Origin of the sequence: Pectobacterium colocasium (assembly GCF_020181655.1) — a bacterium.
Taxonomy (GTDB): Bacteria; Pseudomonadota; Gammaproteobacteria; order Enterobacterales; family Enterobacteriaceae; genus Pectobacterium; species Pectobacterium colocasium.
This window is the reverse complement of the sequence record NZ_CP084032.1, coordinates 4185784-4210466: the sequence shown is the minus strand read 5'-3', so window position 1 is coordinate 4210466 and position 24683 is coordinate 4185784. Positions and strand designations below refer to the sequence as shown.

The following is a 24683-nucleotide window of genomic DNA, read 5'->3' as shown; positions in this document are numbered from 1 at the left end:
CTTTATTATGCGCCAGCACTGGACGTCTAAATTATTGCCCGCTGTCGGCCCGATTCTGCTGTTTCTCTTCTGGCAGTTGGCGGTCAGCGCAAAATGGCTGAACCCCATTTTATTACCCTCGCCGGTCGATACGTTGAGCTATATGTTCCAGTCCTTCGCGGATGCCAGCATGCGCACGGATATCGGCGCGACGCTGTACCGTACGCTTGCCGCATTTGGCTTTGCTGCACTGATTGGCGTACCGCTGGGCGTTATTCTGGGGAGCAACGAAAAGATTTACCGCAGCCTGGAGTTTTTGATCGACTTCTTCCGCTCTACGCCGTCATCAGCGCTGATTCCGCTATTTTTGCTGATTTTTGGCATCACCGACGCGAATAAAATTGCTATTTCGGCTTTTGCGGCCGTACTGGTGATTCTGTTCAACAGCGCCTATGGCGTGATGAATGCCAAGAAAACCCGTCTGATGGCGGCACAGGTGATGGGAATCTCCCGCTGGCATATTTTTAAAGACATCATGCTGCTGGAAAGTCTGGCGCAAACCTTTGTCGGTCTGCGCACCGGTGTGTCGATGGCGTTGGTGATTGTGATTGTCGCGGAGATGTTTATTGGCTCGGAAACAGGGCTGGGGCACCGCATCATCGATGCGCAGCAGGTGTTCAACATTCGGGATATGTACGCCTCCATTCTGATTACGGGCGCGCTGGGATATCTGCTTAACGTCCTGTTTCTGATTGTAGAAAAACGAATTGTTCACTGGAGTGGCAAAGCATGATGACACAGAGCATAGCGCAAGTGGAAAAACCGGAGACGGCGCTACCGCCTTATCCGGCACCGAACACCCACGTCACCATTCGCGGGTTGAACAAGTCGTTTGCAGGTCAGCCGCTGTATACCGATCTGAATCTGGATTTGCCGCGCGGCAAGATTGTGTCGATTTTCGGGCCGAACGGCTGTGGTAAATCGACGCTGATGAACATGATTGCCGGGCTGATTCCCGTGGATAGCGGCGATATCCTGTTTGATGGCAAGACGCTGGCGGAAACCCGAATTGGCTATGTGTTTCAAAACTATCGTGATGCGCTTTTTCCCTGGATGAGCGCCTGGAAGAATATTGCCTATCCGCTGGTACGTAGCGGGATGAGCAAACACGATGTGCAGACGCGGATGGATGAACTGATCGCGATGTTTGATATTCGTTTCGATCTTCTGCGTTATCCGTATGAGCTTTCAGGCGGACAGCAGCAGACGGTCTGTATCATGCGGGCGCTGGCGACAGGGCCAGAGGTGATGTTTCTGGATGAACCGTTCTCCGCGCTGGATTTTGAAATGACGCTGTTTATCCGCGACAAGCTGCAAGAGGTTCAACTGGCGACCGGTGTGACGATGGTCATCGTGTCACACGATTTAGAAGATGCGGTGTTTCTGGCGGATGAAATCTTGCTGCTGACGCGTCGACCGACGATGGTGTCGGAGATTGTGCCGTTTGATTTAGCGCGTCCACGCGGTGCGGAGGCGATGAGCGACCCTGAGTTTATTCGCGTCAAGGCGCACACGCTGGAGGTGTTCAAACGCGAAATGGCCGCATAGGCCACCCCTCTGCCGTTCCATTTCAGGCACGCCAGTCCGTCGCTGGCTTGGTGTGCCTGATGCCGACATTCACTCTTCACCCAGCGAACGCGATACGCGTTCTTTTCTTAATACGCCCTGTATGCCGACAAACAGCATGCCGGTTAGCAGCAAGATGGCGATGAGGCCGTCGTAGCCATAAAACGTGATGGCTGCGCCAGAGAACAGCGGCCCGCTGATGCTGCCCGCAGACCACACCAGCCCCAAAAGGGAATTCATCACGATCAGTCGCTGACCCGCAAATTTCTGACCCGCCCGTACCAGAGACAGCGTGTAAAGCCCGCCTGCGGCGGCGCCCAGTACGATACAGACGGGAACCAGAAGTGCAGGGGAGGAGAATGAGAAGGTGATCAATACCAGCATCACACAGAACAGGATGCCGCAGGCTATGTGGGTTTTGATAATGCCGCATTGGTCTGCCAGCCAGCCAATCGGCGTCTGAAAGACGGCATCGCCCAGAAAAATGAGCGTAACCAGTAAGATCGCGGACTTTTCGTCTAAGCCTTGTTCCATACCGTAAAGCGGAAAGAGCGCCAGTATGCTGGCATCGAAGAAGGAGAAGCAGAGCACGCCAGAGGCGATGGCCGGGAGAAAAGGGATAAGATCCCGATAAGACGCTGAGGACGACTCCTCTGCCTGAACCATCGTGGCACAGCTCCTTAGCATGAACGCGCACGCGGTGGAAATGCCGCAAATCAGCCATAGCGCATAGATTTGTATCGACTCCCCTGCGGCAATAAGCAGCGGCCCTATCAGCTGACACCCTGTGAAAACGGCGGCATATAGCCCCGTCAGCGTTGCTTTGTGTTTGTCTGAAGCCCGGCTGGTGACCCAGGTTTCTCCCAGCACGACCAACACCCCTGAGGCCAGCCCGGTTAACAGGCGGGGTAAGGTGAGCGAAACAGGATGTGACAGCAGGAATGAGGCCACGGTGGATGCCGCCAGAATAATCAGGCTGCCGGAGAGCAGATAACTGGCATACACGCGGTGGCTGAGCCACGGCGTAACGAAAGAAGAGAGCATCATCCCAGCCGCCGGAAGAGCCGCCAGAATACCGAGCGTCGCTGTGCTGTGCCCGTGCTCGGCCAGCTTCAGGCTGATCAGCGGCAGGGTGTACCCTGTTACCAGCCCCACAAGCGAGGCGGCGATAATCATGTTCAGTGTCGTGAAATGGGTGTCACGGGAATGTGCTGTCATTGTCTTTCCAGTGCGGGTTTAACACGCGTCCTCAACCCCGGAAAGGCAGGCGGACACTTCCTGCATTAGCCAGGTATGAAATCGTAGGGACTTCTCATTTTGCTCAAGCGGGATGGGCGAGAGCAGATAATACGCTGAACCGTCCTGCGCAAATCCGTAGGGGGCATGCAGTTGTCCGTTCGCAATCTCGTCCTGCACCATCAGGAAAGATGCCATTGCCATGCCCAACCCCGAGACTGCCGCCTGAATACACAGATAGAAGTGCTCGTAGTCCGCTCTGATGCTGCCTTTGATGGACACGTGCGTCTGCCGTTGCCAGGTTACCCACGCTTTCGGTCGTGTTCCGGTATAGAGCAGGCGCGTCCCTTCCAGACTGCTTTTGCGTTCGGCTTTGTCGCGGCTTACCGGCCCCATCCATTCGTCGCACACCTTTACTCCATGCGTTTGCGGATCCCAGTGAAAATCGTCGCGCCGCAGCGCAAGGTCAACGCCGCTACGTACAAAATCAATCGGCCCGCCTGCCGCGACCAGATGGAGTTTGATATCGGGATTTGCCTGATTAAACGCCGGCAGCCTCGGAATCAGCCATTTCATCGCAATGGTGGGTTCGCATGACAGCGTCAGCACGTCATCCTGCGCACCTTGCTGTAGACGATAGACCGCCCCTTCGAGCTGCTCGAAAACGGACTGTGTGACCGTATGCAAAGAACGGCCCGCGGCGTTTAAAAAGATCGCCCGGTTGCGTCGTTCAAACAGCTCCACCCCCAGCGCCTCTTCCAGCAATCTAATCTGCCTGCTGACGGCGCCATGCGTGACGTGCAGAGACTCGGCGGCTTTAACAAAGCTACCGGTTTGTGCGGCCGCTTCAAAGAAGCGAAAAGAAGCTAGCGAGGGAAGTTTCATATACACGATGAAATTTGACAGATTTACACCAAGATAAATCGCTTTTTTGCCACATGCAAACGCTGAATAATCACACTGCCTTCTGGCGATAAGAGGCGTAATTACCTAAATAGTGAAGAGATATCGTGAGGTCAGCCTCTTTGATCGCCGTGTTGCGTCAATCACCTTTGCATTCCTCCCTTCGCCAGTCTTTCATCTATCTGTGCAAAATCATCGTGAAAAAAGATGGCTTGCCGAACAAGGAAAACGTTAATTAATGAGTTAATTGCCGTCGCGACGATCACCATTTTAGCGGTGATCAGCCCAGGACCTGATTTTGCCATGGTGACCCGCAATAGCTATGCTTTTGGTTCACGGGTTGGATTGTTCAGCGCATTCGGCATTGCCTGTGGTATTCAGGTTCATGTGATGTATACCGTTTTTGGCATCGCCGTATTGATTGTTAGCTCCCCGCTGCTATTCATGGCGATGAAAATTCTGGGGGCGTCATATCTGATTTATATCGGGTATAAATCCCTCACCAACACGACAAAAATAACATTGGAAGAAGCGTCCGGCCATGCGCCATCATCGCTTACCGCATTTCGCATGGGCTTTCTCACCAATGCGTTGAATCCAAAAGCGATGTTGTTTGTGGTCTCTACCTACACGCAAGTTGTACAACCCGGTAGCCCACTGAGCCATAATGTTGGCTATGGGTTATTTATGTCTATCGCTCACTGGGTCTGGTTCAGCATCGTTGCGCTGTTTTTTGCTACTCCAGTCATGCGCCGCCGCCTGCTCGACAGGCAACGTCTGGTTGACAAAGGGATTGGCATTGCGCTGATTACGTTAGGCGCTTCGCTGGCGTTGACCAAGATTGCCCTCTGATGAATGACGGTGGTGAATAACATTATCTGTAATACGTCATGCGAACATAAAAATGCAGAATTAGGCAAGAAAACAAGCGGAATGCTATACCTGTTTGCTGGGGGAATTGAGGAAAATAGCGTGTTTTTCCACATAGTCGGTTTCTTTACACGATAAGTTTCTCAACATAATTGGTTTCTCAACAGAAAAGGAAATAGCCATGCTTGTTCATGCGTATGGGGCCCATGCGGGCGATAAACCTCTCGAGCCGTTGCAGATTGTCCGCCGTACGCCGGGAGCTCACGATGTCCAGATTGAGATTGCGTACTGTGGCATCTGCCACTCGGATCTGCATCAGGTGCGTGCTGAATGGGCGGGCACACAGTTTCCCTGCGTGCCTGGCCATGAAATCGTCGGACGTGTGTCTGCGGTTGGGGCCCATGTTTCCGCCTTTAAGGCGGGCGATCTGGTGGGTATCGGCTGCATCGTGGACAGCTGTCGACACTGCGAAGAATGTGATGATGGCTTAGAAAACTACTGTGATGGTATGGTCGGCACCTATAACGGCCCGACGGCGGATGAGCCCGGCTGGACGCTCGGCGGTTACTCTCAGCAGATCGTCGTGCATGAACGCTATGTGCTGCGCGTCCGTCACTCTGAGGCGGAACTGGCCGCTGTTGCGCCTCTGCTATGCGCGGGGATTACCACCTATTCGCCGCTGCGACACTGGAATGCCGGGCCGGGTAAGAAGGTCGGCGTCGTAGGCATTGGTGGGCTTGGACACATGGGGATCAAACTGGCGCATGCCATGGGGGCCTATGTTGTGGCGTTCACTACGTCTGAGTCCAAGCGTGAAGATGCCAAGGCGCTGGGCGCCAATGACGTCGTGGTGTCTCGTCACGCGGAAGAGATGGCAGCGCATGCGGGCAGCTTCGATTTAATCCTGAATACCGTTGCCGCGCCGCACGATCTGGATGCGTTTCTGGTGCTGTTGAAGCGCGATGGCGCGCTAACGCTGGTCGGTGCGCCGGCATCACCGCACCCTTCTCCTAACGTGTTCAACCTGATCATGAAACGCCGTACGGTGGCGGGCTCGATGATTGGCGGCATTCCTGAAACGCAGGAGATGCTGGATTTCTGTGCCGAGCACGGGATTGTTTCTGATATTGAGCTTATCCGCGCCGATGAAATCAATGAGGCCTACGAGCGGATGCTCAAAGGTGATGTGAAATACCGCTTCGTCATTGATAACGCTACGCTGAACGCCTGATTGGCCTGGGTTCCGCTGCACTGACTTCCTCCCGGTGCAGTGGGACTATCATCAAGTGATTTATCACGCCTTCTCGACATCATGAGAAAAATCAAGCTGTCATAATTTCCTGTCACCAAAGACGCATGGATGCGGTACTATTCGTCGCTACTCCTCATTGTTACACCAACGCGTTGATTTTCCTTCTCTATCACAGCGAAAAGACAGTTGAAAATGGAAATTTATCTTGGTTTAGCTCTCCTGCAATGTTCGCTACCTCTTACTGCTACAGAGTAACGAGCAAGGCATATCTTTTGGGCGGTTGGTAGACACCATTAATACAGTTCTTTGGGGCAACGTTTCATCTGCGATAAGTAAGGATAAAGAGAAAAATGACGGACAGGCATTCAAACGAAACCGGGGTATTACCACAACACGACCTGCCGATGCGGGATGAATCGCTTACGGCAATCAACAAATGGTTTGATACGCAGGAGCAAAGGGCGGGGCTCGATGAGATTATATCGCGAACAACATTGCAGGTCGGTATCCATGACGATCTGATACTGGATTATGCGCCGGGGCGTACGTCGATATCCTCTGAAGCGAAACCGGATGCTGACGGGCTGTCGCCCGGCAGTCGCAAAGGTGCGCTGAGTGTGGCGCAGATACAGGACAGTATCGTTCCTGTGCTGGCGCAGGCTATCGCACAGCGTGTTGAGAAACTGGCCGATACGGCGCTGATTGACTACCGGTTTTGTTTTCGGGCTGTATTTCCGACAACAGAAGGCCGCTTGCTGATTACGCTGTTTACATTCACCAATGAGGTGAAAAAACAGCGGCTACTTAACGCTATTCACGACTATATCGATCGCTATCTTACCCACGGCACTGCGCCAACAGAGAAGTTACAAACTTTCTTTCTGGTTCGTCACTTGTTAGATGCGCATCTCTTTCCTGCGATGGATATCGACAACGTCATCACTCTGCTTGAGCTGATTCAGCAGAAAAACGCAGGAAGTGCGGAATTGTCTGAGCATCGACGCACCATTACCCGTGAGTTAAAAGCGTGGGTGGATCAGCACTTTTTGTTGCGCTATTGCGATGTGTCCAAACCCGAGTATTTTTTTGAACCAGATAGTTATACCCTCAAGCCCGGTATCGCACTGGAGTTACAGGGGGCACAAACGATTCATCCCGTTGAATTAGTGCTCTATACGGCAATAATGATTCTGCGCTATGAATCTTCTTACAGTAAGCCGCAGGCTTTGGAATATCTGGATATCGCGAAGCAGTTGGGCTATCCGCGTGCGGTAAGCATGATGGAAGAGGGAAGCGGTACGTTTGAACACGCGCTGATTAATCTGAAGAATGAAGGGGTTGAATGCGTGGCGAATGATGTGTTTGCGACCATCGCCGTGCGTATTCGCAAGGAAAGCGCCGAAGCGTATGCGCTGGCGCTGGGCTTCATTACACGCTTACTGACGCTCGGCTTCCCAAAGAGCTACAAGATCGTCCTGAAATCGTCGGTGCGGCAGTACCTTCCTATTAAAGGGTTAGCAAAATCGGATACCCATCGTTTTTTTGCTAACGCATTGCAGTATGCATCGACCTATCCGCTTCTTGAGGAGTATGCGCGTGCAGCGATTGAGCAATTTGAATGGTACGCCGATTCTGAAGGTGAGAAGTGCATTATGCCGGGAAGCTATGCCGTATTTGGGTTAGGCCTGACTGATGCCGGCTATTTCCCACTTGTAAAAGCGTATATGGAAAGCGTGGATGATGAGCATCAATCGGTACAAGATGCTTTCATTCGAGCGTTTTTCGATAAGCATAGCGTGACGGCGCACAATGTGGCGACGCTGGTTGCCTGCCTGAGTCATGCGACAGAAAGCCTAAAGTTGAATATGTTGCCTGCGTTAGAGGATGACACGCTGTTCGAACAACTGGTCGATGAGGTTCGGCGACGGGAATCCGCCGTGATCGAACATGTTCTGTATCTCATCTGGGGCAATACCAAGAAACTCGCCGCACTGGTGAAAAAATCGGAAGCGAAGCGCGGCGCGTTATTAACGTCGCTCATTCAGGCGTCGACCGAATCTTAAATGTAATAACGACGGGGGCGCCTCGCAGGGCTTCATCCCGGAAAGGAACATATTTATGACTGCTATTCTGCTGCTGGACTCGCGTGCCGATGAGATCGGTTCTGTCTTAAATCACGCTGCGCCGGAGCTTGAACTGGTGCTCTCAAACGGTACAGCAGAGCAGGCGGCGGGTTGTCCGATTTGGTTGGGCGAACCTGATACCGCAGCGGCATTGCTGGCTCAGGGGGCGAAACCGACGTGGCTACAGTCTACCTGGGCGGGGTTCAGGCCGCTGCTGACCAGTGGCTTACCGCGCGATTACCGTTTAAGTCGTGCCGTGGGCGTGTTTGGGCAGCCAATAGCCGAATATGTGATTGCCTATATGCTCAGGCATGAGTTGCGCCTGGGAGAACGGCAAGCCAGTCAGGAAGAACGACGTTGGGATCACCGTTTACCGGGATCGCTGGCAGATAAGCATGTGTTGATTGTCGGTGCCGGAGAGATCGGCTGCGAGGTTGCAGGCTTTCTACGTCCGTTTGGCGTCGAGCTATACGGTATCGTCAGTACACCCAGACAGCGGCCTGATTTTAAACAGATCATGAGCTTAGCGGAGCTACCCACCGCGGTACCGAAGGCTGACTATGTCATCAATCTTCTTCCTGATACCTCGGCAACCACCGATATCTATGATGCCCGTCTGTTTGCCGCGATGAAGCCTTCTGCGTTGTTCATCAATGTCGGGCGCGGTAGCGCCGTGGTGGATGATGATTTACAGACGGCGCTGCGTGATGGGCAGATTGCAGGAGCGGTACTGGATGTATTCAGGCAAGAGCCGCTACCGTACAGTCACCCATTTTGGAACATGCCGAATCTAACGTTGACGGCGCACGTTGCCGGACCGATGGTGCCGGGGCTGATGGGACGATTATTTCTGGATAATCTCGCTCGCTTTCAGGCTGATAATAGGCTGCGTGGCGAAGTGGATTTTAATCGAGAATATTAAATAATAATTAAGCTAATTATAAATGAGTGAATTTATATATTTTACAATAATTTCAATTCACTCATGTAAAGATTTCATTTTAAATATTTTTGTAAAAAATTATTGAGATTATATGGCGTGTCAGTGTAATACTACTGTTGCTAAGAATGATTATTTGTTAATTTCTAAATAATAAGTCTGCGTTCTATTTGAGAAGACTCAAAAATAAGGAAATCTTGGGATGAAATGTCATCGTTTGAATTTATGTCTTGCCGCAGCAGGACTGGCATTCTGTATGAGTGCTGCGCTTGCTGAAACCAGCGTTCCTGTTGAAGTGAAGGATATTGGTAAGCTGCAAAAAAAAGGCACGGTTTCTATCTTTAATGCGCCAAATAATATGCAATCCGATGCCGCAGGTAATTATAAATTTCACAAAGCGCAAAATGAGGGGGTTGTTGTCATTTCCCCTAATGCATCAACGGCGCAGACTGATGAAAAAAACACACAAAAAAAATCGTTATCAAGCACTCAGCCTCTTGCTAATGACAGCGCATTCACGCCTTTGTGTCCAACTCTGGCAGTCAATTCAATTTATACGCTGGATGGTCTGCAAACGGGCGGGAGTGCCTGTTATCATTTCGAAATCACTCAGCGTTCTAAAACAACCGCTTTTGTTGTCGGGCAGAGCGCTGAAACCGACATCGCGCTGAGCCTGTTTCGGGACGATGGGCAGAACAATCTGACGGCAATTAACTATTCCGATCAGCCGGGTAATGCTGATGAGGCTACGCTGAATTTAACGCAGCCGGGTCACTATTATTGGTTTATGGAAGCCAATGCGGCAGATGGTTCCGCTTTTAATTTTGGTGCCATCGTTAATACGAATGTCGATGACTATGAGTTAAATGATATTCCCTCTCTGGCCACCCCGTTGTCTGATAGTCTGAGAGAAATTGAGGCTAATTCTGACAGCGACTCTGATGCGGATTACTACGCCTTTACTGCAACTCGTGGTCAACACCTTTTACTTCGCCTTGATGGGGTGACGAGTGGAACCAATAACAATTGGTTGCTGGCGTCTTCCACTGATGGGGGGAATACCTGGACAGCCCGTAATACCGGACAGGAAATTACCATTATCCCATCTCAGCCGAATGAGAAAGTTTTGGTGAGAGTACTGCCTAATCCATCACGATTGCCGACAGTATCCCAGAAATATAAACTGGTTTTAGGTTCCAAAATTGTCAAATTTACCCATTCTCTTTCGGGAGAAAGTAATGTCCTGCGTATCCCAAGTTCTGCACCGACAGCGTATGGTTTTATGACAACACAAGCCTATCGGGATATTACCTGGGGAGTTCGTGTAACTGATTCAACTGGTGCAGGTATTCCAAATATCGTGGCGATTCTTATACTCGACCAACGAGAAAATAATGGTGCGTTAGAGTTTAATGCTGCCAATGCCCACGGAATAATCACTGATTCAAACGGGAGTGCTTCGGGCTCCGTAAAGCTGGATGGCTGTTATGCCGATCACACTACACAGTTCCAAGACTATAGCATGGGCTATATTAATACGTGGCGCACCACTTATGATGTAGGGGCGTGGATTATTGATGTCCCAGCTCAGGATGGCATTGGTGTAGGTAGTACGGGGACTTACGTCACCTTCGGGCACATTTGCAAACAAACCTTGATTACCAGCGTAAAATCCTGATACGCAGAAGACAATGAAATATCAGGCCGCCTTAACTTCAGGCGGTCTGGCTGTGGAGGCGGGATCATGGTTTCGCTTCCACAGCGATAACGCGACTTGCAGTTGAGCGATACTGTTTTTCAGTGAAAAGGGCTTGCCACGTTAAGTTGATTGGTACATAATTCTGACCGTTGAATCGCTAGGTGAGTAAATAATGATTAAATTCATTAAGTTACATGTGATTCAGCAGGATTTAATCAACGTTGATTTCACTATAAAGTGTTGAAGTCAGAGAGAATAAATCCGATTCTCAGCGGGAATAGCTCAGTTGGTAGAGCACGACCTTGCCAAGGTCGGGGTCGCGAGTTCGAGTCTCGTTTCCCGCTCCAAAATTCTTCATCGTTTTTCCTCATATATCTTCATTTAGTCTGACATCAGATTATTATTTCTGCTCGATCTCTACTTATCCTTATTAATCATTGAGTCTTAAAATGTCTTGGTTATTTATAACGGTTATGAGCTTTTCATAAAATATTGTTATTTTTGAGTTGACGTTAGCTTATTACCAATAAAATGATCACGATAATTATTCTTGTGTTAATTATTCCACCTGTTCTATTTATTTCCTGTGGTTATTTTTATTATTGCTAGTATTTTGTGATGTTGATGGCTTTATATAGAAATAAATTAAAGTTTTTGTTCGTGCTGTCGTTAAGGTTTTACAAGTATTAATGTTATTTTCTTAGCCTTTCTCTGGAATTATAGTGAAGGGAATATTACTACGTCACTGGAGTGGATTTGCGGTGCTGATTTAAAATCTGTGCCGCATCTGAGCAGGGCGGATGTTCCGTCATGCAAGCAAAAATACATTAACACATGGAGAAAAGTGCGATGACTTTTAAAAAGGTGCTTTTGGCTAGTATTGTGACTTCTATATTTGCTGCTGGAACGGCTTATGCCGGGCCTCCAGTGACGGTGACTTTCAAGAATCTGAGCAATGAAACTGCGACATATAAAATTGTCACTAACAATGAGGTCAGCACTAACGCCAGCGCCAGTCCAAAACCAGCCACGACGGTTCCGGCAAAGGGGTCTGATATTTATCGGGTTCAGAATGTCATCAGCCCTGATGCGAATGCTGCAATTGTTCGTTATACCATAGGGAGTAAGACATGCGTATTCGGTACTACCTTCGTGAATACCATCATCCCTGGTGGCATTTTCAATCCTGGTGCGCCTAACAAGGTTCCAAAATGGAATAAATCAGCTGAGGGGAGCGGTGGGGCGGTCTGTACTGCAACGATTACCTCGCAGAGTTTATCTACCTATGCGTGGAACGTTGAATTCACAATGAAATAATCTGCAGGTGACATCCTGTTGCTGATTGGCGAGAGACCGCGTTTTGTATAAAACGCATGGCTAGCGCTATTGTTATGTATATCTTGGGGCGTTATGCATCATTGACGCCCCTTTCTTGGCTCGCTCAGCTTTACGGGTATTGTATAGCGGTACGATCGATGTCGTTGCATCGCTGCTTTTAAATAGGGGCAGATTATGGAAAAAATAGATTCACTTAATGCTACATCCAGCCGCTATATATCGGCAAATGCGGTTGGAAAAAGTGCTGCTGATGCAAAGACGACAGCATCGGCTAAAGAGAATACGGCAACAACGACGAAAGATGAGAGCACGCAGGTCTCTGCATTAGCTCGTCAGTTAAGTGACGCCGCCGTTCGAGCGGCTGCCCGAGATGCAGCTACAGACCGTGATGGTTTAGGGGCGATCGCTCGTGCAGTCACTGAGAAGCTGTTAGGGGCGAGCTACGATATGAATAAAGCGGCTCATGATGCTGAAGTGCCTAAAACAGAAGACCCCGATTTACTCGCTCGAGCCAAACAAGCGACCAGCTTCGTGAATGGCAATGGTACTAACCCGTTCAAGGGGATGTCCCGCGAGCAGTTAGCGTTAATCGCCTACGATGAAAGTGGTGATTTCACTGTCAATGAAAGACGTGCGGCTTGGCTGGAATCTTATGATCAAGAACAACAGTGGAAGCGTGCAGCGATTGCCAAAATGGATGAAGAGTATAACCGTACTGGACAAGTCTCTTCTGATACCTTGTCAGAGATTCTGAAGCATTACCAATCACTGCCAGCAATTGAAGAAGCACAATTGCCTAAAGGATATGATGCGCAGCTACTGTCTCAAATTCACGCTTCGGAAAGCGGCAATGCGTCTCAAAGCGTGGATGCCTTACAAGCATTTATGGATCGTATGACGGAGAGAGCGAAATAGTAGGATAATTCGGCAACGGTGATGCTTTCGGGGGTCAACAAAGAGGCAAGGATGTCTGATGAAAGAATAACGGATCTGATCTGTTTACAAGGTATTTCACACACCTACCGTACCGGTGTTTCCTCTCAATCGGTACTGCACAATATTTCACTGTCTATTCCTGCCGGGCAAAGTTGCGCGATCGTGGGTGCATCGGGTTCCGGCAAAAGCACGTTGCTCAACATCATCGGCTTGCTCGATCAGCCTGTCTCGGGGCGTTTACTGCTCGCGGGGCAGGATATGTCTCAGGCAAGTGCTGATGAACGTGCGATCGTGCGTAATCAGGTCATTGGTTTCGTCTTCCAGAGTTTTAATTTACTGCCGCGTCTGGATGCGTTGGATAACGTTGCGCTTCCTCTGACCTACCGTGGCATCTCGCGTCAGGCCGCACGGCTGGCTGCGCAAATACAGCTGGCGCGCGTCGGTCTTGCGGAGCGAACTCACCATCGGCCTGCCGACCTCTCTGGCGGTCAACGCCAACGGGTAGCGATTGCGCGCGCGCTGGTTGGTGAACCTGCGCTTCTGCTGGCGGATGAACCGACCGGCAACCTCGACAGCCAAACGGCTGATGACATCATCGCGCTATTGCTGGCATTGAACCGCGAACAGGGGACGACGCTGGTGATGGTGACGCATGACGAAGGCATGGCCTGCCGTATGGCTCGATGCATTCATGTGCAAGACGGTCGCATCCATGAGATAAACCATGTCTGAACCTCGTTCACGGATGAAAGCGAGTCCAGTCCACTATGGCCCTTCGTTGCAGCAGCGTCTGCTTGAGCCGTTGAACAGTCTTATGCTTCTGGGGCGACGTGCAGTTCTGGCTTTGCTTGGGATTGCCGTTGGGTGCGGATCGGTTGTCGCGTTGCTCAACATCGGGCACAACGCGGAAGCCGAAGCCATGGGGGTATTCCGAGGGATGGGCAGTGACCTGCTTGTGGCCACTGTGCAGAATCGGGTGGGCAGCCATGCTACCAACTCGGCTCCGGCAGATTTGGATATCCCGGTGTTGCGACAGCATCTGCCTGATATTAAGGCGGCAACGGCGTTAATTATTACTTCCACCGAAGCGCGGCTGCGTGGGCGTTCACTCACTGCCATGGTCGTGGGCAGCCGGGCTGAATTGTCGGACGTGTTAGGACTCACGCTCGCACAGGGCCGCTACTTGAGTGATTTCGACGAGCAAAGTACCTACATCGTGCTGGGCGCGAATGTTGCGACACAATGGGCATCGCAGGGAGGCGTCGCCGCTGTGGGTGAGCGCGTGCAGGTGGGCGAATATCTGTTCGAGGTCGTAGGCATTCTTCAACCGCGGGGACACAACCCGTTGGTTCCCGTCTCGGTTGATGACGCTATCCTGATGCCGATCTCTGGTATGCGCCGTGTCATGCCTGCCCCGCAAATTGTCAGCGTGATTGCACGTAGCCGCAGCAGTGATGCGCTGGTGCAAACGGGCTCACAGTTAAAGGATTACCTATCGCCCCTGATGCCGAAACTTGATATCGATGTGCAAATCCCACAGCAGCTACTGGAGGGAATGGCGCAGCAGTCGCGGATGTTTTCATGGCTGTTGGCGGGACTGGGCGGGATTTCCTTGCTGGTTGGCGGGGTTGGGGTGATGAATGTCATGGTGATGAATGTGTCCGAACGACGCCGTGAAATTGGTGTTCGTATGGCGCTGGGCGCGCGGCCGCGCGATATTGCGGGGCTGTTCTTACTGGAGGCCGTGGTGTTATCCGCCTGCGGCGCCTTGATTGGCGCGGTGTGTGGCATCGTGGCTGCGTGGCTGTTTGTCTTTTTTTCAGACTGGTCTGCCTTTTCGCTTTCGGCGTTGTCACTTCCCCTTGGGATTGGCAGTTCATTGGCGATTGGCCTGTTTTTTGGGCTTAACCCGGCGATGACCGCCGCGCGGCTTGAACCTGTACAGGCGCTACGTGATGCGTAACGCTATCCTGTGTTTACTTATTTTGCTTCTTGCTCATGAAGGGTATGCGGAAACGGCGTTAAATCCTTCTCAGGCGACGCGGCAGGGGCAGGCGACAATCAGTACATCGCTTAATGCACAAACGATCGATCTCACGCTGAGCGATGCCATTTATCTTGGTTTACGCGACAATCGCGCGATCCGTAGCGCTTATCTGGATCGTATCGCGCAGAAATTTGATCTTCGGGTGGCGGAGGATCGTTTTACCCTCAAACTGTCGCTGACGGGCAGTTACCTCTCCAATCGTAACCAAAGCGATCGCTATCGGCAGGGCAATCTGACGCCGACGTCAACCCTGCTCACGCCTTATGGCACCCGTTTCAGCCTTGGCTGGACCTACCGTCACACGCAGGCTGATAACGCCGGATTGTCGCGTAACGATGGTGCCAACATCACGGTGATTCAACCTTTGTTGCGTGGCGCAGGTAAAGACGTCACCACTGCGCCGGTTCATACTGCTCAGTTAACTGAGCAGTTAAATCGTTTGGCGCTGAAATCCACCGTTTCACAGACGATTACGCAGATTATCGCCGCTTATCGGGAGTTGTTGCGTTCACAAGAGCAACTGCAAATCGCTCGTGATGCGCTGGCGCGTGCGCGCCAACTGGTTGAGGTCAACCGTGCGATGATTGCCGCAGGGCGTATGGCTGAATTTGAAATTGTGCAAACCGAAGCCGAAGTGGCCACACAGGAACTGGCGCATGAAGAAGCCAGAAACCAACTGGATACCTCACGCCTTGCGTTGCTGCAACTTCTTGCTCTGGATTTAAATACGTTGGTTGTGGCGACAGAGTCTATGCAGGCGCAGCGCGTGGAGGTTAACGCTGCGCAAGCGTTGAAACAGGCCGAAGCCTCCCGGCCGGAGTATCTCGCACAGCTCATCGCTAACGAGCAGGCGGCGCTCAGTCTGGTGGTGGCCCGTAACGATCGCCTGTGGGATGTTTCGTTGGTTGGTGGCGCGAGTCAGGTGCGCGACCGAGCCGCACAGAGCAACACCTCGCGTACCTGGGAGAACTATGTCGGCGTTCAGGTGGAGATCCCGATCGGCGATCTGAGTACCCGTCAGGCAGAAGTGCAAGCACGGGTCAACGTGCGTAATCAGCATATTCAACTGGATGAAGTCAGGCAGCAGCTTGAACGTGATGTCACCAATGCGGTGCGAGATATCGGTACGCGCTGGCGGCAGTTCGAGATATCCCAACGCGCACGGGATTTGTCGCGCCGTAAGCTGGAAATTGAACGCGAGAAGCTCACGGTTGGGCGTTCCAGTAACTTTCAGGTGTTGAGTTTTGAGAACGATTTACGCAATGCTGAAAACGCCCGCCTCAATGCGCTGATCGGCTACCTCAATGCGCAAGCGGAACTGGATGAAACGCTGGGCACCACATTACAAAGCTGGGATATCGCACTCAATGATTAGGTATCACTTTTCCTCTCTCCTGCGTCGGCGTCATCTTATTGTCTCGTCGCTGATCCTGGTGCTTGGGCTGCTGATTTGGCTACTGGCAGGGCGCACGAATGAGCAGGAAAAAAGCGCACTTCAGGGGCAATGGCTTTCTGTTCAGCCCCAGTTACTGGAAAATCAGCTAGGACTGGTTGGACGAATTCAGGCGGCGACGCAGACCACGCTGGCCGCGCCTTTTGAAGGCATTATCCGTGAGGTTCTGGTGCATGAGGGGCAGCGCATCGAAAAAGGGCAAACGTTGCTGACACTGGATCCCGGACAAATTGAGATTCAATTGCGTCAGGCGCAGGCCGATGTGCTCAAGACACAGCGCGAAGTGCAATCGCTCAGGCAATGGGAACAGAGCACGGAGGTGTCGCGTGCGCGTCGTGCAGTCAACTCAGCTCGGTCAACGTTTAGCAATACGCAGGCCAATCTGCGGGATACTCAGGCGCTGTTCGAACGCGGCATCGTCGCGCGTATGGAAGTGGATACGTTAAAACAGCAAATTCGTTCACAGGAACAGGACATGATTGCGGCGCAAGAAGAGCTGCGAACGGTTCTGGCGCGTGGGAACGGCGAAGATCGCAAGATTGCGGAGATGGAACTGACCAATGCACAAGTGCGCTATCAGGCGCTGGCGGCTCAGGTCGAACGGCAAATCGTCAAAGCGCCGTTTAGCGGTGTTGTCGTGCGACCTGCGCAGCCTGATAACGGCAAGCCTGTGGTCATCCAACCTGGTTTACTGGTCAGCCAGGGGACACCGCTGTTTGATGTCATTGCTCAGGATCGTTTTCAGGTAGCGACACGGGTAGAAGAGACCGACCTGCATCAACTGCAAGAGGGAATGGCGGTTAACGTGACCGGAGATGGCTTTGCCGGACAAACGCTGACAGGCAAGGTTGTGTCGATTGATATGCAGGCTGATGCTGCGGATATGTCCGGCAGCGGCGCTTACTATGCTGTGGTGGTGTCACTCGATACGCCATTGGAGGAGTTAAGGCAAACTATTCGTCTGGGGATGAGCGCGCGGCTGGCTATTATTGTCTATCGTAACGAGCGGGGTATCGCCGTGCCTGCGCAGGCTGTGCATACCGACGAGAAGGGGCGTGCCTATGTGATTTACCGTCCGACCGCTGACGCTCCACCGAAGAAAATCAATGTGACGCTAGGGAGAGCCGTGGCACAGGGCATTGAAATCGCCGGGCTGGAGGCGGGTGAAGTACAACTCCTTTACTGATTGACTTCAGGATATAGCCTGGTATCAACGTGATACCCGAGGCGTTTGTCTGTAGACTTCACACATCATTTATCTTGCGACCTTATTTATCTTGCTACCTTCACACTATTCGAGCAGTGAATGCGTTTGTACGCCAGCACCCAATATGTGACGGTACGCCGACAAAAGGATTTGCTATGCCTGCCAGTTCTCCATCGTTACGGTTTTATCTGGTTGTTGGCCTGCTTCAGGGGCTGTTATTTGTCACTGCGCTGGAAATGAAAGAAGGCATCCTTCAGACGCTATTGATCATGATGGCGGCGGTTGGCGGCATCAGTCTGCAATGGCTGGAACGTACTCTCTTTGTGAAAAAGACCTGGCTATGGGTCTTCATCTTGACCTCGCTGATGACGGCGATCGGTGGCTGGGCTTTCTATGACAGCGGAGTAGATCAACTGCCCGATTCCTGGATAGTGTGTAGCATCCTCCTCGTTTATATCTGCTGTACGTTTATTGGCTGCTGGGCAACCCGTGAAGGGCGATGGCCGTCTTATGAGGCACTCTGTAAACATGCCTGGGTCAATATTTTTACTGTGCTATTAGCCTGGCTATTAGTTCTGGTCGTGGTATTGCTGCTCGTACTGTGCGGTATGCTGTTCAAAATGTTGGGATTTCCACAGGTTAACCGTGTATTCGCCCATTCTCGGTTTTATATGCTGCTTTTCCCGGTGGTGTTTTCTATCGGCATATATATCGGCATGACCAAAGAAGCGGTCGTCGGACTATTGCGTGGAATTCTGCTATCGGCTTGTCGCTTCCTGCTGCCGTTTAGTGCGCTGATTACGGTCGTATTTACTTTGACGCTGCCTTTTAGCGGTCTGGATCCGATATGGGATACCGGTCGTTCCACCGTCATTCTGTTATGCCTGATGGGTGTAAGCCTCTTTTTGATTAATTGCGCCTCTCAGGATGATAACGAGGGGCGCGCTTATCCTGCCGTGTTACGCGGGTTGGTTAGCGCCAGCGCGCTGTGCTTGCCAGTGTTGGTGGTATTGGCGGGCTATTCCAGCTGGCTGCGCATCGAACAGTATGGCCTGACGCCTGCCCGTTTTCAGTCGATCTTCGTGGTGGCGATTGCGATGTTGTACAGTCTGGCGATGGTGTGGGCCGTGATTCGCCGCTCTGGCGTTTGGTTGGGGAATTTGCGTACAAGCAATCCGCTGCTTGCCGCGGCCACCTGCGTGTTCATGGTATTACTGCATACGCCGCTGTTAAGCCCGGAAGCGTTTAGTGCGAGGAATCAGGTTCAGCGTCTGCTTAGCGGAAAAACGCCGATCGATAAGTTCGACCTGTGGGCGCTGCGTGATGAGTTAGGGATGGCGGGAAGACAACAATTCAATTGGCTGGCTGAAGAATTGCAGCATGACCGAATACTGGATCCTGTCGGACGTCAGGCGCTGCTCGATCGGCTGAAGGGGAAACCCGCACAAATCCGTCCTGTTCAGGTCGAATGGGTTGGGCCGCAGGAAGACGGAGTCGAAGGCATGTTGCAGAAGGATAATTTGGGTAATCGATGCAGAGAATTGGCTTGTTTGCTCTTTGCTATTGATTTGACAGACGATGGCCATAACGAAGTGCTTATTTTCCCCAAAGTGGGCTGGTCGAATGGTGGGAAGATCCTCGTCCGTGATGAAAAAGGGCAGTGGCAGATTGCGGCCAGAATATATGCCCCGATTGGCACAAAGCACCTGATCGAGCTGGTGAAGGATGGAAAAATTGAAGCCGTTACGCCACGCTTCAAAACGCTCAGAATTGGTGGCAAGGACATGCAGATTGATCCCCTTGAAGTGGAATCAAATTAGGTATTGCTTATTGATTCGATAAAGACAACGGATTGGTGATAACGATCACGTTTCTGTACTTTAGCCACGTACGAAAACACATGAGGATAAAGTGATGTCAGTAATCAATACCCAAGTTAAACCATTCAAAAACATGGCTTTCAAAGACGGTCAATTCATCGAAGTGACTGAGAAGAATATTGAAGGAAAATGGAGCGTATTCTTCTTCTATCCGGCTGACTTTACGTTTGTCTGCCCGACCGAACTGGGTGATGTCGCTGACTATTACGACGAATTCCAACAGCGTGGCGTCGAAATCTACTCTGTTTCCACCGACACCCACTTCACGCACAAAGCGTGGCACAGCAGTTCTGAAACGATTGGCAAAATCAAATACACCATGATCGGTGACCCAACGGGCCAACTGACGCGTAACTTTGAAAACATGCGCGAAGCAGAAGGTCTGGCCGATCGCGGTACGTTCATCGTTGACCCACAGGGCATCATCCAGGCGGTAGAAATCACGGCGGAAGGTATTGGCCGCGATGCCTCCGACCTGCTGCGTAAGGTGAAAGCGGCGCAGTACGTGGCTTCTCACCCAGGCGAAGTCTGCCCAGCCAAGTGGAAAGAAGGCGAAGCTACGCTGGCTCCGTCTCTGGATCTGGTTGGCAAAATCTAAGCTAACACCTCGGAAAACATCGCGATAGAAAACATGGCTGTTTTGTCGGGTGCGTTGCACCCGATTTTTCTGGCCCGGTTTTTTGGGGCCAGCTCCCTCTACGATTTTGCTTTTGCACCACTTGGTCTTTGTACCCACTTGCCTAATTAAGGACGACCGATGCTCGACAATACGATGAAAGTCCAGTTGAAAGCCTATCTGGAAAAATTAACCAAACCTGTTGAGTTGATTGCGACTCTGGATGATTCCGCTAAATCTGCTGAAGTCAGAACCTTGCTGACTGAGATCGCTGAGCTGTCCGAACGGGTAAGTTTCGTTGAAAAGAATGATCTGGCAGTGCGTAAGCCTTCATTCCTGATTACCAATCCAGATTCCCAAAGCGGCCCGCGTTTTGCCGGTGCGCCAATGGGGCACGAATTTACCTCCCTGATCCTGGCGTTATTGCAGGTGGGCGGCCATCCGTCGAAAGAAGCGAAAGAATTACTCGATCAAATCCGCCACCTTGACGGTTCGTTCCACTTTGAAACCTATTACTCGTTGTCCTGCCATAACTGTCCGGATGTGGTGCAAGCACTGAATTTAATGGCCGTGTTGAATCCGAATATCACCCATACCGCGATTGACGGCGGTGTGTTTCAGGATGAGATCCAAAGCCGTAATGTGATGGGCGTCCCTACCGTTTTCCTGAACGGTGAACACTTCAGTCAAGGGCGGACGACCCTGGCTGAGATCGTGACTAAAATCGATACCGGCGCGGGGGCTAAACAGGTTGAGAAACTGAACCAGCGCGACGTCTATGATGTATTAATTATCGGTAGCGGCCCGGCGGGGGCAGCGGCGGCGGTCTATTCGGCACGCAAAGGCATTCGTACTGGCTTGGTCGGCGAACGTTTTGGCGGTCAGGTATTGGATACCGTCGATATTGAAAACTACATTTCCGTTCCGAAAACGGAAGGTGCCAAACTGGCGACCGCACTGAAGAGCCATGTTGATGACTATGATGTCGATGTGATCGACGCGCAGAGCGCAGAAGCCTTAATTCCCGGCGGCGAACCGGGTAAACCGCATCAGGTCATCACCGTATCCGGTGCGACGCTGAAAGCGCGTAGCGTGATCATTGCGACCGGTGCGCGCTGGCGGAATATGAATGTACCCGGCGAAGATCAGTATCGTACGCGCGGTGTTACGTACTGTCCGCACTGCGATGGGCCGTTGTTCAAAGACAAGAGCGTCGCGGTGATTGGCGGCGGGAACTCCGGCGTGGAAGCAGCGATCGATCTGGCTGGTGTGGTAAAACATGTCACGCTGCTTGAGTTTGCCCCCGAACTGAAAGCGGATTCTGTATTGCAAGATAAAGTGCGTAGCCTGCCGAACGTTGACATCATTCTGAATGCGCAAACCACAGAAGTGAAAGGTGATGGACAGAAGGTGACGGGCCTGAGCTACAAAGATCGTCTTACCGATACGGTGCACGATTTAGCATTGGAAGGGATCTTCGTGCAGATTGGCCTGCTGCCTAACACCCACTGGCTGGAAGGTACGGTAGCCAGAAACCGCATCGGGGAAATTGAGATCGATGCCAAGTGCGAAACCAGCATAAAAGGTGTCTTTGCTGCTGGCGACTGTACGACGGTGCCGTACAAGCAGATCATCATCGCGACGGGTGAAGGTGCAAAAGCATCCTTGAGCGCTTTTGACTACCTGATTAGAACCCGCGCATAACATCAATTCGTGGGAAAGGGAGGGCGATTCCTAATACAGGTCACTTAAGCCCGTTATTAGGGGAAACACAGGGGGAGGTTCCCGTAGGGAGGCCTCACTCCTGTGGTAGCCCCGTGTATCTCGATGCTTAAACGATCGGCATTAGGACGATGCTGCTGTCACCGTCCCAATTCTTTGAAGACGATCTTAACGTTCCGCGCGGCGATGCCTCATAAAGAGGTGTCGCCGCGTTTTTGCTTTTGATCGTAGAATTTTTCTTTCGATCGTAAAAATTAGATCTCAGCCCTTGCCAAGGGACGATAAGAAATTCATAATGCTGGCCGCTCTGTGCTATTGCACGTTTTTGCTGTCTACACAGCATCGTATTTCGAGCGCTATCGTTACCTCAGTCCACATCATTTTTTATCAGTTAATACAAAAAATCATATTCTTCTTAACAGACTTATCCACAGGCTGTTTATTGGTTATTTATTAATCACACTGTGTTGTTGATAAAATACTGTAGAGTATCTTATTGATATCTATTCATAAATTTTACTTATAAAACGTTATAACGATCGCTTGTACTTTTTGTGACAGTTGATTGGCAACGGTTTTTTTTATTTATTCACAGCGCGTGCGACAAACTGATGACAACGGTTTGGGCGACTCACGCATCGCGCGGTAATCCTTTCTCTACTGCACGAATAAGTCGTTTTTTCTGTGTAGACTGGACGTCAATTTCCAGTGACGCGCGACGTTCCAACTGCTGACGCATCGCCCAGTGGATATGTTCATCCAACAGTTCGCTTTCACCCAGACGGGCTTGCAGGGCTAGCACGATACTATCCTGATAGGGAGCATTCCCCAGCGCGACGGCAATATTGCGTAGCCAGCGGAGATGACCGATGCGCCTTATCGGCGACCCTTCCGTAATCCGCAGAAATTTCTCTTCATTCCAGCCGAATAGCGCCAGTAGCTCGGGCGTGTGCAGCGCGGCACGCGGGCTGAAATCCGCCTCGTCGGTAAGTTGCGAAAACCGATTCCACGGGCAAATAAGCTGACAGTCATCGCAGCCATAGATGCGATTGCCCATTAGCGGACGAAATTCTTCAGGAATCGAGCCTTCTAATTCGATAGTCAGATAGGAAATACAGCGGCGGGCATCGACGGTATAAGGCGCGACAATCGCGCCAGTTGGGCAGGTAGTCATGCAGGCGACACAGCGGCCGCACTGCTCTTCCTGCGGCCGATCGACGGGCAGGGGTAAATCGATCAGCAATTCGCCGAGAAAGAACCAGGAACCGGCTTCTCTGTTGAGAATTAGTGAGTGTTTACCAATCCAGCCAAGCCCGGCTTTTGCCGCTAACGGGCGCTCCATGATGGGCGCGGAATCGACAAAGGGGCGAAAATTCAGTTCACCGCAGTATTCCTGAATCTGGTCGCCGAGTTTTTTCAGACGTTGGCGTAATAGCTTGTGGTAATCACGACCGAGCGCATAGCGGCTAACGTAGCCGAGTTCTGGGTTTTTTAAGGTACTGGCGAATGCGGCTTTGGCTGGCAAGTAATTCATACGAACACTGATGACGCGCAGTGTGCCGGGCAGCAGCTCATGCGGACGCGCCCGCAGCATGCCGTGGCGTGCCATCCAGTCCATTTCCCCGTGGTATTGCTTATCCAGCCAGTCCTGAAGTCGGGGCTCTTCTGCGGACAAATCAGTGTCGCAGATGCCGACCTGCTGGAACCCCAATTCCTGTCCCCATTGTTTGATGTGTTGCGCTAATTCATTGAGATCGTAGGGGTATGACATGGGGAACCGTAAAATGTACTGTATTACCCCGATTTTACCATAACGTTTAGACATCGTTGTTGAACAGAACTGTATTGTCGATAAAAAGAACAGATAAAGACTTTGAGACGGTCGTCGATAATTTTAGACATAGCAAATAAAAACGTATGAATACCTCTGGGAGCACCTCATGGAAATGGCACCATTGTCATTTTATCGCACCACGATTCACGGCTTGGATCTCAGCATTGATGTTAATCAGCGGCAGGCAGCGCAGTTAGTTAACGTTGAGAAATCGGCGACTACCCTTGACGTTGAACCGGTACAAATTAGTCAGGAAGGCCGGGATCAGTTACAGGACGAGATTATATCGCAGCCTGCTCGCCGTTTTTTCTCCTCTGATATCGATAATGCCTTGTCACAGGCGTTAGCCGAACAGCCTGAACAGGTGTCTCAGGCGGTTTATCGTATCATCGATGAAAATTTCATGAATAGCTCCGCGGTAAGCGGAGCGCAACGTCAGGCTTCGTTAGCGCTGGGGCTTTCTCAGGCTGCTTATCTGGCTGAACACTATATCAATGACGACCAGAAACAATCCTTTCTGGATGCGATGAAACAAATCGCCGCAATTTCGCAGACGCGGACAACGGACGAAACAGGCCATGTCTCTTATGACACTCCTCCTTCATATATACCCGGAACGACGGAGTATAAGGTGGACTGGGTAGAAATCATGAAGGAAAAAGAACCGAAGAGTTATGAGAGGTATCAGGAAACGATGGCGTCCGGTGACATGGTAAAAGGGTTAGAAGAGTTTATTAGCTTCGCCAAAACTGCTGCCATTAAACATCCTGAGTGGGGACGTGAGTATCAGAGCAACGCTGCCAGGCAGGTTAACGAGCTGAAGCACGCAGAAATAAGCAATCCCTTTGCCAATATTGATGTGTCCACCCCCTCTGGCTTTATGTCGGGCGCGCTTAAGGTATTGAAAAGCGCTTTTAATGAACAAACGTTGCAATACTCGGTAAAGAGAATCGAGCAGTTCTTTGCCTCGTTGCCTGACATTGCTCGCTAATATGCCCTGATCGTCTGCCCGTTCTCTCTGG

General features: G+C 51.3%; 20 protein-coding genes and 1 tRNA gene. 18 read left to right on the top strand and 3 right to left on the bottom strand.

Annotation, left to right across the window (positions count from 1 at the left end; all coding sequences use genetic code 11):
* The first annotated feature begins 7 nt into the window (after positions 1-7).
* Positions 8-772, top strand: a complete 765-nt coding sequence (locus tag LCF41_RS18980; protein WP_015841873.1) for an ABC transporter permease — start codon at positions 8-10, stop codon at positions 770-772.
* Positions 769-1587 (top strand): ABC transporter ATP-binding protein, encoded by an 819-nt coding sequence (locus tag LCF41_RS18975; protein WP_225085894.1) that lies wholly within the window; start codon positions 769-771, stop codon positions 1585-1587. The genes LCF41_RS18980 and LCF41_RS18975 overlap by 4 nt, the downstream gene beginning before the upstream one ends.
* Before the next feature lie 69 nt (positions 1588-1656).
* Here the strand turns inward: LCF41_RS18975 and LCF41_RS18970 are convergent, their stop codons facing one another.
* Complete coding sequence (locus LCF41_RS18970; RefSeq protein ID WP_225085893.1) at positions 1657-2823, bottom strand: MFS transporter; 1167 nt, start codon at positions 2821-2823, stop codon at positions 1657-1659.
* A gap of 18 nt (positions 2824-2841) precedes the next feature.
* Positions 2842-3726: a LysR substrate-binding domain-containing protein gene (locus LCF41_RS18965; RefSeq protein WP_225085892.1), complete on the bottom strand. Its 885-nt coding sequence runs from the start codon at positions 3724-3726 to the stop codon at positions 2842-2844.
* Between the two features lie 252 nt (positions 3727-3978).
* Here LCF41_RS18965 and LCF41_RS18960 point away from each other — a divergent pair, with 252 nt between their 5' ends.
* The 15 genes from LCF41_RS18960 (at position 3979) to ahpF (ending at position 21809) form a co-directional block, all read left to right on the top strand.
* Positions 3979-4596, top strand: coding sequence for a LysE family translocator (locus tag LCF41_RS18960; protein ID WP_225088228.1), 618 nt, complete (start codon positions 3979-3981; stop codon positions 4594-4596).
* A gap of 199 nt (positions 4597-4795) precedes the next feature.
* Complete coding sequence (locus LCF41_RS18955) at positions 4796-5845, top strand: NAD(P)-dependent alcohol dehydrogenase (protein ID WP_225085891.1); 1050 nt, start codon at positions 4796-4798, stop codon at positions 5843-5845.
* A 371-nt stretch (positions 5846-6216) separates the two neighbouring features.
* Positions 6217-7929: a DUF6138 family protein gene (locus LCF41_RS18950; protein WP_225085890.1), complete on the top strand. Its 1713-nt coding sequence runs from the start codon at positions 6217-6219 to the stop codon at positions 7927-7929.
* 55 nt (positions 7930-7984) lie between these two features.
* Complete coding sequence (locus LCF41_RS18945; RefSeq protein ID WP_225085889.1) at positions 7985-8911, top strand: D-2-hydroxyacid dehydrogenase; 927 nt, start codon at positions 7985-7987, stop codon at positions 8909-8911.
* Positions 8912-9131: 220 nt separating this feature from the next.
* On the top strand, positions 9132-10607 hold the full coding sequence (locus tag LCF41_RS18940) for a hypothetical protein (RefSeq protein WP_225085888.1): 1476 nt from the start codon (positions 9132-9134) through the stop codon (positions 10605-10607).
* A 292-nt stretch (positions 10608-10899) separates the two neighbouring features.
* Positions 10900-10975: transfer RNA gene (locus tag LCF41_RS18935), tRNA-Gly, on the top strand.
* 502 nt (positions 10976-11477) lie between these two features.
* Positions 11478-11945 carry a hypothetical protein gene (locus LCF41_RS18930; RefSeq protein WP_225085887.1) on the top strand — a complete coding sequence of 156 codons (468 nt, stop codon included), beginning with the start codon at positions 11478-11480 and terminating at the stop codon, positions 11943-11945.
* Between the two features lie 195 nt (positions 11946-12140).
* Positions 12141-12881 (top strand): hypothetical protein, encoded by a 741-nt coding sequence (locus tag LCF41_RS18925; protein ID WP_225085886.1) that lies wholly within the window; start codon positions 12141-12143, stop codon positions 12879-12881.
* A gap of 51 nt (positions 12882-12932) precedes the next feature.
* On the top strand, positions 12933-13634 hold the full coding sequence (locus tag LCF41_RS18920; RefSeq protein WP_225085885.1) for an ABC transporter ATP-binding protein: 702 nt from the start codon (positions 12933-12935) through the stop codon (positions 13632-13634).
* Positions 13627-14865 carry an ABC transporter permease gene (locus LCF41_RS18915; protein WP_225085884.1) on the top strand — a complete coding sequence of 413 codons (1239 nt, stop codon included), beginning with the start codon at positions 13627-13629 and terminating at the stop codon, positions 14863-14865. The genes LCF41_RS18920 and LCF41_RS18915 overlap by 8 nt, the downstream gene beginning before the upstream one ends.
* A complete protein-coding gene (locus LCF41_RS18910) occupies positions 14858-16324 on the top strand; it encodes a TolC family protein (RefSeq protein ID WP_225085883.1) in 1467 nt (488 codons plus the stop codon). Before LCF41_RS18915 ends, LCF41_RS18910 begins: the two co-directional genes overlap by 8 nt.
* Positions 16317-17588 (top strand): efflux RND transporter periplasmic adaptor subunit, encoded by a 1272-nt coding sequence (locus LCF41_RS18905; protein ID WP_225085882.1) that lies wholly within the window; start codon positions 16317-16319, stop codon positions 17586-17588. Before LCF41_RS18910 ends, LCF41_RS18905 begins: the two co-directional genes overlap by 8 nt.
* A gap of 176 nt (positions 17589-17764) precedes the next feature.
* Entirely contained in the window at positions 17765-19429 is a 1665-nt protein-coding gene (locus LCF41_RS18900; protein WP_225085881.1) for a DUF4153 domain-containing protein, read from the top strand.
* A 94-nt stretch (positions 19430-19523) separates the two neighbouring features.
* The gene (gene ahpC, locus LCF41_RS18895) at positions 19524-20087 is read left to right on the top strand and encodes an alkyl hydroperoxide reductase subunit C (RefSeq protein ID WP_010287114.1); all 564 of its coding nucleotides are present in this window, start codon (positions 19524-19526) and stop codon (positions 20085-20087) included.
* A gap of 159 nt (positions 20088-20246) precedes the next feature.
* On the top strand, positions 20247-21809 hold the full coding sequence (gene ahpF, locus LCF41_RS18890) for an alkyl hydroperoxide reductase subunit F (RefSeq protein WP_225085880.1): 1563 nt from the start codon (positions 20247-20249) through the stop codon (positions 21807-21809).
* A gap of 649 nt (positions 21810-22458) precedes the next feature.
* Here ahpF and queG read toward each other — a convergent pair.
* Entirely contained in the window at positions 22459-23598 is a 1140-nt protein-coding gene (gene queG, locus LCF41_RS18885; RefSeq protein ID WP_225085879.1) for a tRNA epoxyqueuosine(34) reductase QueG, read from the bottom strand.
* 169 nt (positions 23599-23767) lie between these two features.
* Between queG and LCF41_RS18880 the strand changes: the two genes are divergently transcribed.
* Entirely contained in the window at positions 23768-24652 is an 885-nt protein-coding gene (locus LCF41_RS18880) for a hypothetical protein (protein WP_225085878.1), read from the top strand.
* Positions 24653-24683: the final 31 nt, after the last annotated feature.